This window comes from Dermatophilus congolensis, from assembly GCF_900447215.1.
GTDB lineage: Bacteria > Actinomycetota > Actinomycetes > Actinomycetales > Dermatophilaceae > Dermatophilus > Dermatophilus congolensis_A.
Genome location: NZ_UFYA01000001.1, coordinates 1007219 through 1022770, shown reverse-complemented (window position 1 = coordinate 1022770; position 15552 = coordinate 1007219). Strand labels below are relative to the sequence as shown.

The window sequence follows — 15552 nt, the reverse complement described above, 5'->3', positions numbered from 1 at the left end:
AGCTGGACTACCTAATCAGGTTCATGCAATCGCTCCGTCCCGCAACCGCGAAACAGTCCACATCCTGCCCCGCGCTGCCGTAAACACTGTTAATCCAAGAGCCGCGATCAGCCACAACAACATCACCAAAGCGGCAGGTGCCAAGTGCAAAGTCCCTCCAGCAATGAGTGAACGGAACGCCTGCACCGTGTATGTGATCGGCAACAACGGGTGCATGAACTGGAAGAATCCAGGAGCAGTCTCGATGGGATAAGTAGCTCCTGCTGAAGACAGCTGCACCACAACAAGCAGAAGCCCAATAAACCTGCCAGCTGGGCCCAATCCAGCCACCAAGGCCTGGTTGATCGCCATGAAAGCACACGAAGCCAACGCAGCGAACCCAATAAACAGTCCAGGGTTACTGATGGTGATTCCCAGAGCCCAGTGCATGACCGCAAAAAGTAACACTGACTGCCCCACGCCAATCACCGCCGCAGGCGCGAACCCAGCCAAAGCCACTCGCCATGGTGATGCTGTAGAGGCCATGGCACGCTTTGGCAGCGGACGCAGCATGAAGAACAGGCCCATGCCGCCGACCCACAGCCCTAAAGCGGAGAAGTATGGCGCAAGTCCAGCACCGTAGTTAGCGACACGGTTAAGGCGAACATTTTCCCCATCAACTGGTTTAGCCACGACCGCGCTGAGCTTATTACGCTCGTCCGAATCGTACGTAGGAACCTTCTTTGCGCCGGTCGCTAAACCTTTAGCCAGATCTGTTGATCCGTGCAAGAGTTTGCCGGCACCGTCATCAAGTTTGCCCAGTCCGGTGTGCAGGTCGTGAACACCTTGAGCAGCTTTAGCGTTTCCTTCAGCGAGTTTGGTGGCCCCGGCAGCGGCACTCGTGGCTCCTGTAGAGAGTTTGTCTGCACCGCCGCGCAGATTAGTGGCTCCTGTGGACAGTGCCGTGGCTCCGTTAGCGGCATCAGCGATGCCTTTCGTTAAAGCGGGTGTGCTTGCCGCTAGCTGGCCTAGCCCACCGGCGAGCTTGTCGGCTCCGGCTTGCAGAGGACCTGTCCCTTGCGCCAATTTGTTGGCGCCGTCCTGGAGACGTTGTACCCCCGTGGCGAGAGCTGGAACGGACGTGGCAAATTTCTTCAGACCATCGGCCAGACGAGCAGCGGCGGGAGCAGCTTGCTGAACACTTTGGTTGTATTTGGCAGCACCGTCAGCAAGACGAGTAGCACCTGCTTGAAGTCGTTCTGCTCCCAACGCTAGTGGCGCTGCTCCGACAGCCAATCGCCCTGCACCACTGCGGATAGAGCCGCTTTGGTCACTGACTGCGTTCAGTTGGGCGCAGAAAGCTTCGCTCGCGCCGGAAGCTGCGCATTGGGAAGCAAGTTGGTCAACGCCGCCGGTGTAGCGGTCCACACCGGTTTTGAGTCGGGAAGCCCCACCAGCCAGAAGAGTGGTCCCTTTAGCCAGCGCGGTGCCGCCGGTGGCGACAGTTTGGGCTCCAGCGCCCAAGCGGGTAGCTCCGTCGGCAAGTTTTTTAGAACCGTCAGCGAAGGCAGTGGCCCCTTGAGCGAGTTGTCCTACCTGTTCTGGTAGCGCGGTGGTGGCTTTGGCCAGGGAGTTAGTTCCTTCAGCAAGTTTTTTGGCGCCAGTATCAACAGCCCCGATACCGTCGGCAAGTTTTTTAGAACCGTCAGCGAGTTGTTTGCTTTGTTCAGGTAGTTGAGCTGTTTTTTCTTTAGCGGTGTTGAGACCAGTGGCAAGTTTGCCGGCCCCGTCAGAAAGTTTGCCGGCCCCGTCAGAAAGTTTGCCGGCCCCGTCGGCGAGCTGTTTGTTCCCGGAGGCGAGGTTCTGGCTACCGGTGACGAGCTGTCCCATACCGGAGTCAAGGGTTCCGGATCCTTTATGGGCGGAGGTGACGCCGTTAACAAGTTGTTGAGATCCGTCTTGGAGTTTTTTGGCTCCGTCGGCGGCTTTGCCCATTTGTTCGGATATTCCATTGAAGCCGAGGAAGACGCGGTCGAGATATTTTTTGGTCAGCTCGTCGCCAGTGCTGTCAGTGATGCGGGTGGCGACTGTTCCGGCAATGTTTCCTGCCAGGTAGCTGGTTGCGTCATTGGTGTTGAGTTCTAGGCGGGCGTTTGTGGCTTTTTTCGGGTCGGAGGAAGAGGTGGCTTGGGTGGAAAAGTCTTTGGGGATGGTGAGGACGGCGTAATAACGGCCGTTAGCGAGGCCATCGTTGGCGTCGTTTTCGTCGGTGAGTTTCCACTTGAGGTTGTTGGTGGCGTCACTTCCGGTGAGTTTTCCACTAACAACCCGGCCGAGGGGGACTACCTGTTTTTTGCCGTTGGCGTCGGTGACGGTGGCAGGTTCGTCTTTGTTGACGATAGCGGCCGGTACGTTGTCGAGGCGGTTGGTGGCGTCGATGTTGCTGTAGGTGAGCAGACCGGCGTAGAGGGATGGGATGAGAAGGAGTGCGATAACGACGAGTTTGCCGAACCATCCTCGGGAGATGCGGCGCAGTTCTGAGCTGCTGAGGGTGGGAAGTAATGCCATCAGTTGTGTGCTTTCGATGCGGTGGCCGGCTGCTGGGTAACTGTTTCTTCGGAGGTGGTGGGTGTGTCTGTTTGGTGGATGGGGTGGGCGATGTCGATGTGGGTGATATCGGTTTCGGATAGGCCGGTGAGTGTGGTGAGTTCGTTGGTCGGGAATGGGTCTTGGCAGGCGGTGAGGATAGCTAGGGGGGTGTCGCGTTCGCGCAGGAGCAGGCCGATAGCAGCCCAGGCTCCGCGGCGTTCGGCGATGGTGCGGAGGGTGTCAATGTCGTCAATGAGGATGAATGGTGGCCGTCCGATGGTGGCTAGGACGATACCCAGGAGCATGCGGCTCAGGCGTGGAAGGTCGCGGACGAGTGTGTCGCGGTGGACGAGATAACTGCTTCCTGCTCTGGGCTCTAGGGGTAGATCGGCGGTGTCGAGGGCGTACGTAATGAGGTGGTTGAGGCTGTCGATGACGATGTCGATGTCACGGCGTCGAGCCCATGGCATGAGGGTGCGAGTGGAAAGTGTTTCGGCAATGTTTTGTTTGACGCTGAGGTCATTTTCGAGGGGGTTGACGCCGCTTATTTCGGCCAGGGATGCGAGGTGTTGGATGGTGCCGGAGTGTTCGGGCATGACGTGCCCGCCGACGGTGAGGTCTCCGTAGCTGGGGTAGATGCGGCCAGCGAGGGTGAGTAGAGCGGTTGTTTTTCCGGATCCTTCGGGGCCGGCTAGGATGGCGAGTTGTCCGTCGTTGAGGGTGAGGTCGAGGTGGGAGAAGACGGTGCCTCGTGCTCCTGTAACGGCGAGTTCTGTGGCGTGGACGATGCGTTGTGGGTGGCGGTTGGCGGTTTTTTGGGCTGAGATCTGGCGCATAACTCCGGTGCCTTCTACGTCGATGGCAGGTAGGTGGGTGGCGAGTTTGGTGGGGAGCCACCAGGCTCCGTGTCCGAAGAGTTTGAGTGCGGCGGGGACGATGGCCATGCGGACGATGAAGGCGTCGACGAAGACGCCGACGGCTAGGCCCAGTGCGATGGGTTTGATAGTGGCGCTCCCGTGGGGGACGAAGGCGGCGAAGATGCCGACCATGATGACTGCTGCTGCGGTGACAACGGGGGCTGCTGCAGCGAATCCGTTTTCGACGGCGCTGTCGGGGTCACCGTTGTGGCTGTAGTGCTCGTGCATGCGGGACACGATGAACATCTGGTAGTCCATGGCGAGTCCGAATAGGACACCCATCAGGATGATGGGCATGAAGCTGATAACTGGGCCTAGGCGGCTGACGGAGAGGGGTTCGGCGAGCCAGCCCCAGGAGTAGACGGCGGCTACGGCGCCGAAGGCGGTCAAGACGGATAGGAGAAATCCGAGGGTGGCGGTCAGGGGGACCAGGACGGAGCGGAAGACGATGAGCAGTAGGAGTAGGCACAGCCCCATGACGACGAGGGCGAATGGGATGAGTGCTTTTCCGAGCATTTCGGAGATGTCGATTTGTGCTGCGGTGGCGCCGGTGACAGACAGGGTGGTGTCGTAGCGTTTTTCCCAGGTGGTGGCGCGGTTGCGGATTTCGTGGACGAGTTGGGTGGTGGCGGGGTCGCTGGGGGCGGTGGTGGGGATGGCGATGACGACGCCGGTGTCGGCGTTGCGGTTGGGTGTGGCCAGGGAGACGTGGTGGATGCCGGGAATGGAGGCGACTTCTTTTTTGAGGTCGTCCATGAGTTCGCGGGGGCGTTCTGATTTGACGATGTCGGCGACGACGAGGAGGGGGCCGTTGGCGCCAGGGCCGAAGTGCTCAGCGGTGAGGTCGTAGGCGAGTCGGGCGTTGGTGCCGGGGTTGGTGGTGCCGGCGTCAGGTAGGGCGAGTTCGAGGTGGCGGGCGGGGATAGAGGCAAAGATGAGTGAGCTGGTGAGGACGATGATGGTCAGGAGGGGGAAGCGGGTGACGGTGCGGATCCAGATGTGTGCCCATCGGGGGCCGGTGGTGGCGTGTCTGGGCGGGTTGGTGCGCTGACGGTGGGCGAGGATGTTTCGGCCCAGTAGTGACATGAGGGCTGGGCTGATGGTTAGGGCGGCGGCTACGGCGATGGCTACGGCGATGGCTGAGCCGATACCCATGGTGGTGAGGAAGGGTAGGCCTACGACGCTAAGTCCTGCCAGGGCGGTGATGACAGTGAATCCGGCGAAGAGGACAGCGGATCCGGCGGTGGCGGTGGCGCGGGCTGCGGATTCGGCCGGGTCGATGCCTTCTAGGAGGTTTTCGCGGTGGCGTGCTAGGAGGAACAGGGAGTAGTCGATGCCGACGGCCATGCCGATCATGAGGGCGAGCATGGGGGTGGTGCCGGTCAGGACGGTGATGCTGGTAGCGAGGAAGAGGAGGGCGAGGGAGACGCCTGCACCTAGGAGTGCAGACACGATGGGGGCGGCAGTGGCGCGGATGGCGCGGAAGAAGATGAGTAGGACTAGTGAGGACAGGATGAGCCCGATGCCTTCGGTCCAGCTCATGGTGGGGACGGCGTTGTTGTAGATGGCTCCGCCGGCGACGGCGCGGGTGCCGTTGTGGGTGAGGGTGTTTGCTTCGTTAGTGAGGGTGTCGCGGGTGGTGTCGGTGATGGAGAAGAAGTCGCCGGTGAATTGGATGTTGATGAGGGCGGCGCGGTTGTCTGCGGATAGTGAGCCGGAGACGTTCTTGTCGTAGGGGTTGGTAACGGCTTTGACGCTGTCGATGTTTTCGATGCGTTTGATGCTGTTTTCGATGTCGGTGCGAATGGCGCGGTCGGTGATGGTGCGCCCGTTGGGTGCGATGACAATGATTTGGGCAGAGGTGCCGGAGATTTCGGGGAAGGTGCCTTTGATGTAGTCGAGTGCTTCTTGGGATTCGCTGTTAGGTACGCGGTATTCCTCTTTGGTGCCTGTTCCTATCGCAACGGCGAGGGATGCGATGAGGGTGAGTGCTAGCAGCCAGGTGGCGAGGACGTGGCGGCGGTGTTGGTGGCACCAGCGTCCGAGCGTGTAGAGGGCTGATGACACAGGCAGTCACTCTCCTGAGGGTGTGATGGTCAGCGGGGTGCGGGCGTGATGTGTGGGGCCGCGGTGAGGTAGGTCACTGCCCACCTCACAGTTCGATACACAAATGTACTCAATACATGAATGTATCCTTTAGGTGGGGTGTCGGCAATGCCACTGGTGTGCACCTTCAGCTCACATTCGCCCATCCTTGTCGATGCACCCCCGCTCCCCCATCGACCCAGGAGACAACCGCATGAATAACTCGCACGGCATGACAATCTCGCCTCGTCGTGCCCGCACCCGCGCGCGCCTCGTCGAGGCGGCCACCACTCTTTTTGTTCGCAACGGCGTCATCGCTACCACTGTTGAGCAAATCGCCGAGGAGGCCGGGTTCACGCGCGGAGCTTTCTACTCCAACTTTTCCGACAAAGATGAGCTGATCGTTGAAGTGCTCATTGCCCGCAGCGAATCGATCGCTCAGGCAATCGAGAATGCCACCGTTTGCCCCACTGCCGATTTCAGCGGCGTTGTCGACGCTTTCTTGGCCTCTCATCCGATGGGCCCGGAATATTTCACGATGATGAACGAATTAGCTTTACTTGCTATCCGCCGCGGAGATCCCGGCGGCACATTTGGCCGCTGGAGCACTGATTTTAACGAGCGCACAGCGCGATTGGTGTCGCAAGGGTTAGCCAGTCTTGGCCGTGAACCTCTCATTGACCCCAGTGACCTCACCGAAGTACTCAGCGGCGTCTTTGAACGCGCCATCCGTGCTTCACTGCTGCGCGGTGCCCCACCCAACATGCTCCGGCGCTTACTGGTCACCACCTTGACGCACATGACCCGCCCCGTTGAGGCCTTGCCATCCACGACCCAAACTCCCGAACCCACTTACGCCGAGTGAGTTGCATAACAGAAACAGCTACAGGCAAGCGGGCATCAGCCCACAGCAGAGATGGAAAACCGGAAAAACTACCCCGAATCCTCTCTAAGCTGCAGAAATAAGTCTCATCTCAGAGAGATGCAAGGAAAACGCATCCGTGTTCATGCTTTAACCGGGCCTGCGAAACGGCTTGTTTATGTCTGTTTTGCTCCGCTAATGTTGCGACCATCCAACGTCGGGAGAGTCGATGCATCAGTTCGAGCGCCATGCGCAAATCGTTGAAAGCGCACGTCAAGCCACACGGGTAGAGGTCACTGCCCTGGCCGAACAACTCGGAGTCACTCCAGAAACAGTACGAAGAGACCTCACACAACTCGAACGCAAGGGACTCATCCGTCGTGTCCACGGCGGCGCCGTCGCCGTGGAAAAACTCGACTTTGAGCCTTCTTCAGCAGTCCGACTCGAGCAACACGCACCCGAAAAACGCCGTATCGCAGCTGCCGCGCTCTCCTGTATCCCCAACGCTGGATCCATCCTCCTCGACGCCGGAACCACCACCATCGGCATCGCTCACGACATCCCCCGTGGCCTGGACCTCAACGTCCTCACTAACTCTCTACCTGTCGCTGAAGTCATCGCCCGACGTCACGACCTGCAACTACATATTCTTGGCGGCGCTGTCCGCTCCCGCACCGACGCGAGCATCGGCACCTGGGGGCTACGCGCACTGGAAGAAGTACACGTCGATGTCGCCTTCATGGGAACCAACGGCATCTCCGTCGAAACAGGCTTCACCACTCCAGACCAATCCGAAGCAGCGATGAAACGAGCCATGATCGCCGCGGCAGGGCGGGTTATCGTTCTGGCCGACAGCAGCAAATTCGGCGACGCTCACTTCTCCAAATTCGCCGACTTCTCCGACGTCGACACCATCATCACTGACGGCGGCATCGACGCTGACATGGCCAACGAAATCCGCTCACTAGGACCAGAGGTTCTCGTCGCATGATCCTCACCCTGACCCCTAACCCCAGTGTCGACCGCACTATTTCCGTGGACTACCTCGGCCACGGAACAGTCCACCGTGCCACTGGAACTCGCATGGACCCTGGCGGCAAAGGGCTGAACGTCTCGCGCGCTGTTTCGGCCCACGGCGCACCCACCTGCGCAGTCCTTCCCCTGGGTGGCCCCTACGGAAAAATCATGGCCGACCTCCTCGCCGAGGCCCGATGCCCCGTAGCCACCGTCCCCATCAGCGAAGGCATCCGAGCCAATATCGCCCTGGCGGAGCCAGACGGCAGCACCACCAAAATCAACGAAACAGGCCCGCACCTGAGCGACCACGAACTCGAAGAACTCTTAACCACCGTCGAAAACGCATATGACCACAGCGTTACCTGGGTAGCAGCCTGCGGCAGCCTTCCACCAGGAATGCCCGAAGACATCTACGCTCAGCTCACCGACCGCATCCATGCCAAAGGGGGGAAAATCGCGATTGACTCCTCTGGCCCTGCTCTGGCTTCCGCCATCAACGCTGGCCCTGACCTCATCAAACCCAACCGAATAGAACTCAGCGAGCTCATCGGCAAAGACCTTCCCGATCTGGGTAGTGTCGTCACTGCAGCCCGTAGCCTCATTCACTCCGGTGTCGGTTCAGTGCTTGTTTCTCTGGGCAAAGACGGCGCCGCATACATCACCGCCAACAGCCTTACCCACGCCAGCGCCCATATTGAGCACCCTGTGTCCACGGTCGCTGCTGGTGACTGCACCCTTGCCGGGTTCCTCCTCGCCACAAGTGAAGGCCTGCCCGGACCAGAAGCTTTACTACGTGCTGTTGCCTTCGGCGCAGCTGCGGTTGCGCTTCCAGGTAGCGAAGTACCTACCCCCGAGCAGGTCGCGGCAATCCAGGCCGTCTTGACCGACAGTCCCGACCTATCCCTTCCCCTTACAGACTGACAACACACCCGACAACATCGGGTACGAAAAAGCGACCAAAGGAGTTCGTCTTGTCCATCATTCGCACCGAACACGTCATCCTCGACCTACCCGCCACCGACCGCGCCACCGCCACCCGCACCCTGGCTGAAACACTCGTCTCCACCGGACGCGTCAGCGACCTCGAGCAATTCATCACCGACGTTGAAGCTCGAGAGGCTCAAATGGCTACCGGTCTTCCCGGCGGTATCGGAATCCCGCACTGCCGCAGCAACACCGTCTCCGAGCCCTCCCTTGCCTTCGGTCGCTGTGCCGAGGGGATCGACTGGGGCGCCGAAGACGGCCCTGCCCACCTCATTTTCCTCATCGCAGCCCCCGACGGCGGCGATGACGCCCACATGGCCATCCTGGCCAAACTTGCCCGCAAACTCATGAACAACGAGTTCAAAAACAACCTCCGCGAGGCCAGCAGTACCGAGCAGGTCGTCGAGGTCATTACCGCGGCGGTGACCGCATGAAATTCGTCGGAGTGACCTCCTGCCCCACCGGCATCGCCCACACCTACATGGCCGCTGAGGCCCTTGAACAAGCCGCTAAAGCAGCTGGTCACACCATGCTCGTGGAAACCCAAGGGTCAGCGGGCTCTGAACCCCTCACTGCAGAACAAATCGCCGAAGCAGACGCTGTCATTTTCGCCCACGACCTCGAAGTGAAAGACATCGCACGTTTCGCGGGTAAACCCACCATCGACGTGGGCGTCAAAAAAGGTATTAGCGACGCCGAGGCTCTCATCGCCGCAGCTGCAGCCAAAGCCGAGCAGAACAGCACTGCTGCCCCTGCATCGACCACCCCAGAGACCTCCACGAATCAGCCTGCAACCCCATCGGCAGAACCTGAGCGAGTTGGTGCAGGCACCAAGGTTCGTCAATGGCTCATGACTGGCGTATCCCACATGATTCCGTTCGTCGCTGCGGGTGGCATCCTCATCGCCCTAGGATTCATGCTCGCGCAGGTTTTCGGCGGACAAACCGGCGCTATCGACGTCACCAAAAACTTTGCTCTTGAAAGCAAGCCCGACACTGTTAACCTCATGGCCGATTTCAACCCGGCCAATGGCATGCACTGGGCAGCACTGCTTTTCCTCATTGGCGCAGCTTCGTTCGGGTTCCTTGTGCCAATCCTGTCCGGGTACATCGCCTACGGCATCGCCGACCGCCCAGGCCTGGTCCCGGGGATCGTCGGCGGATCTATTGCCGTTACTCTCGGCGCTGGCTTCATCGGTGGCATCATCACCGGTTTCATCGGTGGGTTCATTGCACGTTGGATTAGCAGTTGGAAAGTTCACAAGGGTGTGCGCGGTGTCATGCCTGTTGTTGTCATCCCGCTGTTGTCGACGCTGATCACCGCCGCGGCGATGATTCTTGTTCTCGGGCGTCCTATTAAGGCCCTCATGGATGGTCTCACCGGCGCACTTAACGGCATGACCGGTTCTAGCGCGATCCTGCTGGGCGCGATCCTTGGACTGATGATGGGCTTCGATCTTGGTGGCCCAGTAAATAAAGCGGCCTACACTTTCGCAACAACTGGTCTGGCGGCTGCTGGAACCAACATGCAAGCCCCTCAACTGGTCATCATGGCTGCCACGATGGCTGCAGGGATGGTTGCACCTCTTGGGCTTGCATTGGCCACCTCGATACGCCCCGGACTGTTCACCGAACCTGAGCGTGAAAACGGTAGAGCTGCATGGCTTCTCGGTTTTTCGTTTATTTCCGAAGGGGCCATCCCGTTCGCCGCGGCTGACCCGATCCGCGTTATCGCTTCTTCGATGGCGGGTTCTGCAGTTACCGGCGCCCTCGTCATGGCATTTGGATGCACATTACGCGCTCCGCACGGCGGTGTGTGGGTCACACCTCTTATCGGTAACGCACTCATGTTTGTCCTTGCCGTTGTTGTCGGCATGATTGTCACCGGCGCCCTCGTGGTTCTCCTTAAAAGCCACGCAGCGCGCCCCACAGTCTCTGCTGCAACACCTGCCCTCTAGGCATTCCATACACTGCCCGGGCCAACCGGCTTGGACGGAAAGCACCATCGAAGGAGTCAAAACATGGCCACCCGCACCGTAGAGATCGCCTCTTCAGTAGGGCTGCATGCACGCCCCGCCTCCCTGTTCGTTCAGGCGGCTACCGCTACGGGCTTGCCCGTGACAATCGCTAAAGAGGGCGGCCAACCCGTCGACGCTCGCAGCATCCTGGCCGTGATGGCTCTGGGCGCCAAGCACGGCGAGCAGGTCACCTTGTCTGCCGAAGGCGCCGACGCTGAGGCCAAGCTCGACGAACTCGTCGCGCTCCTGGCCCGCGACCTGGACGCGGAGTGAATCAATGACTGAGACACACCGCATCCTTACCGGGATCGGCGTGTCGGCAGGAACCGCCTCGGGGCCGGTCGTCACCGTACGACCGGCCCCCGGTTTTGATGCCGATGAGCCTCCCACCACTGACGTTGCTGAAGCCACTCGCGCAGTGCGGGAAGCACTCGAAGCAACAGCAGCTGGGTTGGAAGCACGCGTAGCCCACGCCGCTGAAAGCGCCCGCCCTGTCCTGGAAGCTACGGCGATGATGGCCCGCGACCCTGGCCTGGCCGCCGGTATCGAGGGCAAGCTCGCAACTGGTAGTGGCCTTACTCGCGCTGTTCACGACGCTGTGGCCGACTACATCACCATGTTCGAAAGCCTGGGCGGCTACATGGCAGAGCGCACCTCAGACTTGCGTGATGTTCGGGATCGGGTGATCTGCCGGCTGCGCGGTTTAAACGAACCTGGTATTCCCGAGCTGGTTCGCCCCTGCATACTTGTTGCCGCAGATTTGGCTCCTGCCGAAACCGCCACCCTCACCCCCGGAACTGTGTTGGGGATTGTCACTTCTGAGGGCGGCCCGACCAGCCACACAGCGATCTTGGCTGCGCAGCTGGGCATCCCTGCCGTAGTGCAGGTCAAAGGCGTGTTGGATGTCAGTGACGGCACGGAAATCGCCCTCGATGGTGGAGTAGGAGAAGTCATCATCTCCCCCACGTTGGAGGAGCAGACCCAGCTCGCTGAGCGCGCTACCCGCCGTGCACGAGCTCTGGAGGGCTCCCGAGGCCCGGGCGCAACGATGGATGACCATAAAGTTGCCCTTCTCGCCAACATCGGCACGATCGAGGACGCACGTTCTGCCGCGGAGCAGGACCTTGAGGGCTCTGGCCTTTTCCGTACGGAGTTCTTGTTCCTTGAGCGTGACTGCGCTCCCACATTGGAGGAGCAGACCGCTACGTACACCGATGTGTTCACCGCTTTCGGTGACCGCCGTGTTGTGGTCCGCACGCTCGACGCGGGCGCAGACAAGCCGCTTGCGTTTGCTGACCTCGGTGAAGAAGAGAACCCTGCGCTAGGTCGGCGAGGTCTGCGGTTGTCGATGGCGCGTGTGGACCTGCTGGAAACACAGTTGCAGGCTTTGGCTGCCGCTCACCGCGCTACCGGGGCTGACGTGCATGTCATGGCTCCCATGGTGGCCACGGTGGATGAGGCTGAATGGTTCGCCAAGCGGGCACGAGCTCATGGGTTGCCCAGCGTTGGCATCATGGTTGAAATTCCTGCGGCTGCTCTTCGGGCTCGCCACATGTTTGAGGTTGTCGACTTTGTCAGTATCGGCACCAACGACTTGTCGCAGTACACCCTTGCCGCTGACCGCATGCAGGGAGAGCTTTCTTCTCTTCTTGACCCGTGGCAGCCAGCATTGCTGGAACTGGTGGCGCGCACCTGTGAAGCCGGTTTGGCAAGCGGTAAGAAGACAGGTGTTTGTGGTGAGGCCGGCGGTGACCCGTTGATGGCTTTGGTTTTGGTTGGGCTTGGTGTCACGAGCTTGTCGATGGCCCCGGGCCGGGTGAAGGCCGTGCGGGCTGCGCTGCGCATGCATCAGCTGCACGAGTGCCGTCACATGGCTGAGTCGGCTTTGCAGGCCCGTAGCGCCGCTGAGGCGCGTCAGGCTGTGCTGGAGCTTGTCTCGCCCGCGCTGCACGATTTGCTCTGATCTGTCTATAGCTCAGGGGGAGGTTACCGGTAACCTCCCCCTGATGCATGGTGTGGCGTTAATGCAAAGCACACGCGTCGGGGTTCGCCCGGCTTTCAGTGGTTGAGCAGGTGTGCTTTTTCGCCGATTGTGTCGATTGCTACGCCTCCATCACGCCACGCGCGGATCCGGGTGATTGAGCACGGTGCGATGTCAAAGAGTGCCGCGGTGCTGCGGTCGATTCCGAGCAGCTTGACCAGGAGGGCATCTAAGGGGCCGCGGTGCGTGATGATGACCAGAGACCGGGCTGTAGTGATGATGTCTTCCCAGTCCTGGTGTACGCGTGTGCACAGCTGCGCGAAATTTTCTCCACCGGGGGCGCTTTGGGTGTTCCCGCATCGGACGGCTGCTGCGTCTGCTCCGCGAGCCTTGATCTCAGACCAGGTGAGGCCATCCCAGTCGCCCATGTCTTGTTCATCCCACGCAGGGCGGCAGACAACGTCTGTGTTGGCTGCTGCGGCGATCACGTGGGCTGTTGTGTGTGCACGCCGCAGTGAACTGCTCACAACCTGTACGTCGGGTTCTTTTATTTCGCGGTGTAATGCTGCTGCGACGCGTGCGGCTTGGTCTGCTCCGTTGGCGTCAAGATCGGGGTCGATGCCACCCCTGCCTGAGATGCGGCCACACATCGTGTGTGCGGTTGTGCCATGACGTACAAGCCATAGTCGGGTGGGTGCATCAAGGTCAGGGGCTGTGTGCATCTGGTGCGCCTATGTCACAGGCCGGAGTCGCTGGTGCGAACAATGATGCGACTGCAGTTTTCGCAGCGGACAACCTCGTTCAAAGGCGCAGTGGCCACGCGTTGCAGGTCACGGCCAAGCAGTTCCAGGTTGCATCCACCGCAGCGGCGTTGTGTCAGCGCTGCGGCTCCCATGCCTGTGCTTGTCCGGATTTTTTCGTAGAGGGACAGCAGGTCGCTCTGGACCCCTTCTGCGAAGTCTTGACGTGAGCGCGAGATGGTGTGCTCAGCATCGTCGAGGTCGTTGCGGGCTTTCTTTTCCGCGGCGCGGGCCTGGGTCAGAGCTGCGCTGGCTTCGGCTTCGCGTGGTTCCAGGTCGGTGACACGTTCGCGTAGTACTCGTGCACGTTTGTCTACTACGGTTCGTTCGCTTTCCAGGACAGAACGGCGCCGTTCGAGGGATTCGAGTTCGGACTGCAGGTTCTGCAGTTCGCGGGCAGAGGCAGAGCCATCGTCAAGGCGAGCGGTGGTGCGTTTGATGCGGTCGATGACGATTTGGACATCAGCGGCGGCTTTGGTTGCTTCGCGCTCAGTGTCACTGAGGTCTGTGCGTGCGCGCACCAGTTCGGCTTCGAGATCTTCCAGGGTGCGCAGGGCGGCCGCGGCGGCTTCGGCCTCGGGCAGGTTGGCGCGTCGGTGGGCTATCTGCGCAGTGCGCGTGTCCAGCGAGGCGAGGTCGAGCAGTTTCCATTGCTGACCGGGGTCGGCCTTCATCGTGGTCCTATCTGTGTTCACTTTGTCCTGCTGGGCGACGTGGCATGTTCTGGCAGCCCGTGGCCGTTGAGGTTCCTTCCGCACGGTAGCGGAATGTGCGTCGTGGTGCTGCTCTGGTCACATGCGCTCAGGATTTTCGCACGGCCCGTGGGCACCAATAACGAAGCTCCACGGGTCGGTGACAAGCTCACTAACGTACACGTCGACAACGTGGCCGTGTGTGTGGAGGTTGGATCGCAAAGTTTCGGCTGCTTCTGCGAGCCAAAGGTGTTCGGTGGCGTAATGACCAGCATCGACGAGGTAGGGCGTGGCGCCGAAGGCTTCTTCGCGGGCTTCGCTTGCCGGGTGATGGCGTAGGTCGGAGGTGACGTATACATCCGCTTTGGCGGCTCGGACCTCGTTAAAGAGGGAATCTCCAGCTCCGCCGAGCAGGGCCACGCGTTGCACTTGTCCGTGCGCTGGCCCAGAGGCTCGCACTCCCACCGCGGTGCGTGGAAGTTGTTCAGCTAACCGCGTGACGAATTCATCGAAGCGAATCGGTGTGGGTAGGTCACCGACTAGCCCTAGTGGCGATCCTTCTTCGATGCTTAAGGGGCTGGTGGCCTCTGGGTCCAGACCACACGCAGCTGCCAGAGCAGTGTTCACGCCTGGGAATGCCGAGTCGGCGTTCGTGTGAGCGCAGAAAAGAGCCAGGTCAGCGACAATTGCTTCGGTGAGGATGGTGCCTTTGGCAGTTGTTGTGGCTACGGAATGGATTCCGCGTAGCAGCAACGGGTGATGTGTCACAAGAAGGTCGGCGCCAGCGGTGACTGCTTCACGAACCACGTCGAGCGTGGGATCAACAGCGAAGTGGATTCGTTGAATCGGCTGACCATGGTCCCCGGCAACGAGCCCAACCTTGTCCCACGACTGAGCAGTGTGGGCTGGGTAGGAGTTTTCGAGGATGGTCAGCACGTCAGCCAGGGTGGCAACGCTCATGTGGACCCGGCCGGGCTCGAACCGACGACACCCGCGGTGTAAACGCGGTGCTCTACCAACTGAGCTACAGGTCCTTGCTCTCGCTTACTGGAGAGCGCGGTTTCACAGTCTGCCCTATGTGCGGGCAATAACGCGAACGGGTGGGCGAAAATTTTGCGCTCACCCGTTCGCGTTACTCACCGATGAGGACCCCTAACGCCTGCCTGTAGGCAGAAAAGTCTCGTCGCTGCCCTGCCGGGGTGATCATTTTCCACTGCAAAACGCCACTGGGATCAATGAGGAAGGTCCCTCGGATAGCCGTGCCTGCAGACTCATCAAACACCCCGAAAGCTTTAGCTATCCCCCCGTGAGGCCAGAAATCTGACAGGAGCGGAAACTCGAATCCGTTCTGGTAACCCCAAGCTCGCAGCGTAAACATCGAATCCGTTGAGACGACAACCGTCTGCACATGCTCGGATCGGAACTGCTCGTAATTGTCACGGATTTCGTCTAGTTCGCCCTGACATATCCCAGAGAAGGCGTACGGAATGAACACAACGAGAACTGCGGTCTGGCGTCGCAACCGCTCAAGTGAGACGACGGCACCATGCTGATCATGCGCAGTGAAATCGGCGATGTATTCACCGATCTCAGGTATCTGCGTTTTATCGCACATAGGGGCTTTGCCTT

At 60.2% G+C, this 15552-nt stretch carries 13 protein-coding genes and 1 tRNA gene; 7 read left to right on the top strand and 7 right to left on the bottom strand.

Annotated elements, in window-relative coordinates:
- Positions 1-21 precede the first annotated feature (21 nt).
- Together DXZ77_RS04350 and DXZ77_RS04345 are read right to left on the bottom strand one after the other, a co-directional pair.
- A complete protein-coding gene (locus DXZ77_RS04350; RefSeq protein WP_115030266.1) occupies positions 22-2547 on the bottom strand; it encodes a YhgE/Pip domain-containing protein in 2526 nt (841 codons plus the stop codon).
- Positions 2547-5552 (bottom strand): MMPL family transporter, encoded by a 3006-nt coding sequence (locus DXZ77_RS04345; protein WP_115030265.1) that lies wholly within the window; start codon positions 5550-5552, stop codon positions 2547-2549. The genes DXZ77_RS04350 and DXZ77_RS04345 overlap by 1 nt, the downstream gene beginning before the upstream one ends.
- A gap of 232 nt (positions 5553-5784) precedes the next feature.
- Here DXZ77_RS04345 and DXZ77_RS04340 point away from each other — a divergent pair, with 232 nt between their 5' ends.
- The 7 genes from DXZ77_RS04340 (at position 5785) to ptsP (ending at position 12413) form a co-directional block, all read left to right on the top strand.
- Positions 5785-6435 (top strand): TetR/AcrR family transcriptional regulator, encoded by a 651-nt coding sequence (locus tag DXZ77_RS04340; protein ID WP_181816022.1) that lies wholly within the window; start codon positions 5785-5787, stop codon positions 6433-6435.
- 226 nt (positions 6436-6661) lie between these two features.
- Positions 6662-7423 carry a DeoR/GlpR family DNA-binding transcription regulator gene (locus DXZ77_RS04335; RefSeq protein ID WP_115030263.1) on the top strand — a complete coding sequence of 254 codons (762 nt, stop codon included), beginning with the start codon at positions 6662-6664 and terminating at the stop codon, positions 7421-7423.
- On the top strand, positions 7420-8370 hold the full coding sequence (gene pfkB / locus DXZ77_RS04330; RefSeq protein ID WP_115030262.1) for a 1-phosphofructokinase: 951 nt from the start codon (positions 7420-7422) through the stop codon (positions 8368-8370). The genes DXZ77_RS04335 and pfkB overlap by 4 nt, the downstream gene beginning before the upstream one ends.
- Positions 8371-8420: 50 nt before the next feature.
- On the top strand, positions 8421-8867 hold the full coding sequence (locus DXZ77_RS04325) for a PTS sugar transporter subunit IIA (RefSeq protein WP_115030260.1): 447 nt from the start codon (positions 8421-8423) through the stop codon (positions 8865-8867).
- On the top strand, positions 8864-10390 hold the full coding sequence (locus DXZ77_RS04320; protein ID WP_115030258.1) for a PTS fructose transporter subunit IIC: 1527 nt from the start codon (positions 8864-8866) through the stop codon (positions 10388-10390). The genes DXZ77_RS04325 and DXZ77_RS04320 overlap by 4 nt, the downstream gene beginning before the upstream one ends.
- A gap of 63 nt (positions 10391-10453) precedes the next feature.
- A complete protein-coding gene (locus DXZ77_RS04315; RefSeq protein WP_028327754.1) occupies positions 10454-10723 on the top strand; it encodes an HPr family phosphocarrier protein in 270 nt (89 codons plus the stop codon).
- 4 nt (positions 10724-10727) lie between these two features.
- Complete coding sequence (gene ptsP, locus DXZ77_RS04310; protein ID WP_115030256.1) at positions 10728-12413, top strand: phosphoenolpyruvate--protein phosphotransferase; 1686 nt, start codon at positions 10728-10730, stop codon at positions 12411-12413.
- Positions 12414-12508: 95 nt separating this feature from the next.
- On the opposite strand, the gene DXZ77_RS04305 is transcribed toward ptsP, so the two are convergent.
- From DXZ77_RS04305 to DXZ77_RS04285, 5 genes are all read right to left on the bottom strand, one after another.
- Complete coding sequence (locus tag DXZ77_RS04305) at positions 12509-13153, bottom strand: histidine phosphatase family protein (protein WP_115030254.1); 645 nt, start codon at positions 13151-13153, stop codon at positions 12509-12511.
- 14 nt (positions 13154-13167) lie between these two features.
- The gene (locus tag DXZ77_RS04300) at positions 13168-13926 is read right to left on the bottom strand and encodes a zinc ribbon domain-containing protein (protein WP_258553128.1); all 759 of its coding nucleotides are present in this window, start codon (positions 13924-13926) and stop codon (positions 13168-13170) included.
- A gap of 96 nt (positions 13927-14022) precedes the next feature.
- Entirely contained in the window at positions 14023-14883 is an 861-nt protein-coding gene (locus DXZ77_RS04295) for a Nif3-like dinuclear metal center hexameric protein (protein ID WP_115030250.1), read from the bottom strand.
- A gap of 1 nt (position 14884) precedes the next feature.
- Positions 14885-14957, bottom strand: a tRNA-Val gene (locus tag DXZ77_RS04290).
- 98 nt (positions 14958-15055) lie between these two features.
- Complete coding sequence (locus DXZ77_RS04285; RefSeq protein WP_115030248.1) at positions 15056-15538, bottom strand: peroxiredoxin; 483 nt, start codon at positions 15536-15538, stop codon at positions 15056-15058.
- Between the last annotated feature and the right edge of the window lie 14 nt (positions 15539-15552).

Coding starts and splice junctions, on each gene's coding strand:
- ptsP (WP_115030256.1), top strand. CDS start 10,728: ATGACTGAGACACACCGCATCCTTACCGGGATCGGCGTGTCGGCAGGA.
- DXZ77_RS04320 (WP_115030258.1), top strand. CDS start 8,864: ATGAAATTCGTCGGAGTGACCTCCTGCCCCACCGGCATCGCCCACACC.
- DXZ77_RS04340 (WP_181816022.1), top strand. CDS start 5,785: ATGAATAACTCGCACGGCATGACAATCTCGCCTCGTCGTGCCCGCACC.
- DXZ77_RS04305 (WP_115030254.1), bottom strand. CDS start 13,153: ATGCACACAGCCCCTGACCTTGATGCACCCACCCGACTATGGCTTGTA.
- DXZ77_RS04350 (WP_115030266.1), bottom strand. CDS start 2,547: ATGGCATTACTTCCCACCCTCAGCAGCTCAGAACTGCGCCGCATCTCC.
- pfkB (WP_115030262.1), top strand. CDS start 7,420: ATGATCCTCACCCTGACCCCTAACCCCAGTGTCGACCGCACTATTTCC.
- DXZ77_RS04295 (WP_115030250.1), bottom strand. CDS start 14,883: ATGAGCGTTGCCACCCTGGCTGACGTGCTGACCATCCTCGAAAACTCC.
- DXZ77_RS04315 (WP_028327754.1), top strand. CDS start 10,454: ATGGCCACCCGCACCGTAGAGATCGCCTCTTCAGTAGGGCTGCATGCA.
- DXZ77_RS04285 (WP_115030248.1), bottom strand. CDS start 15,538: ATGTGCGATAAAACGCAGATACCTGAGATCGGTGAATACATCGCCGAT.
- DXZ77_RS04335 (WP_115030263.1), top strand. CDS start 6,662: ATGCATCAGTTCGAGCGCCATGCGCAAATCGTTGAAAGCGCACGTCAA.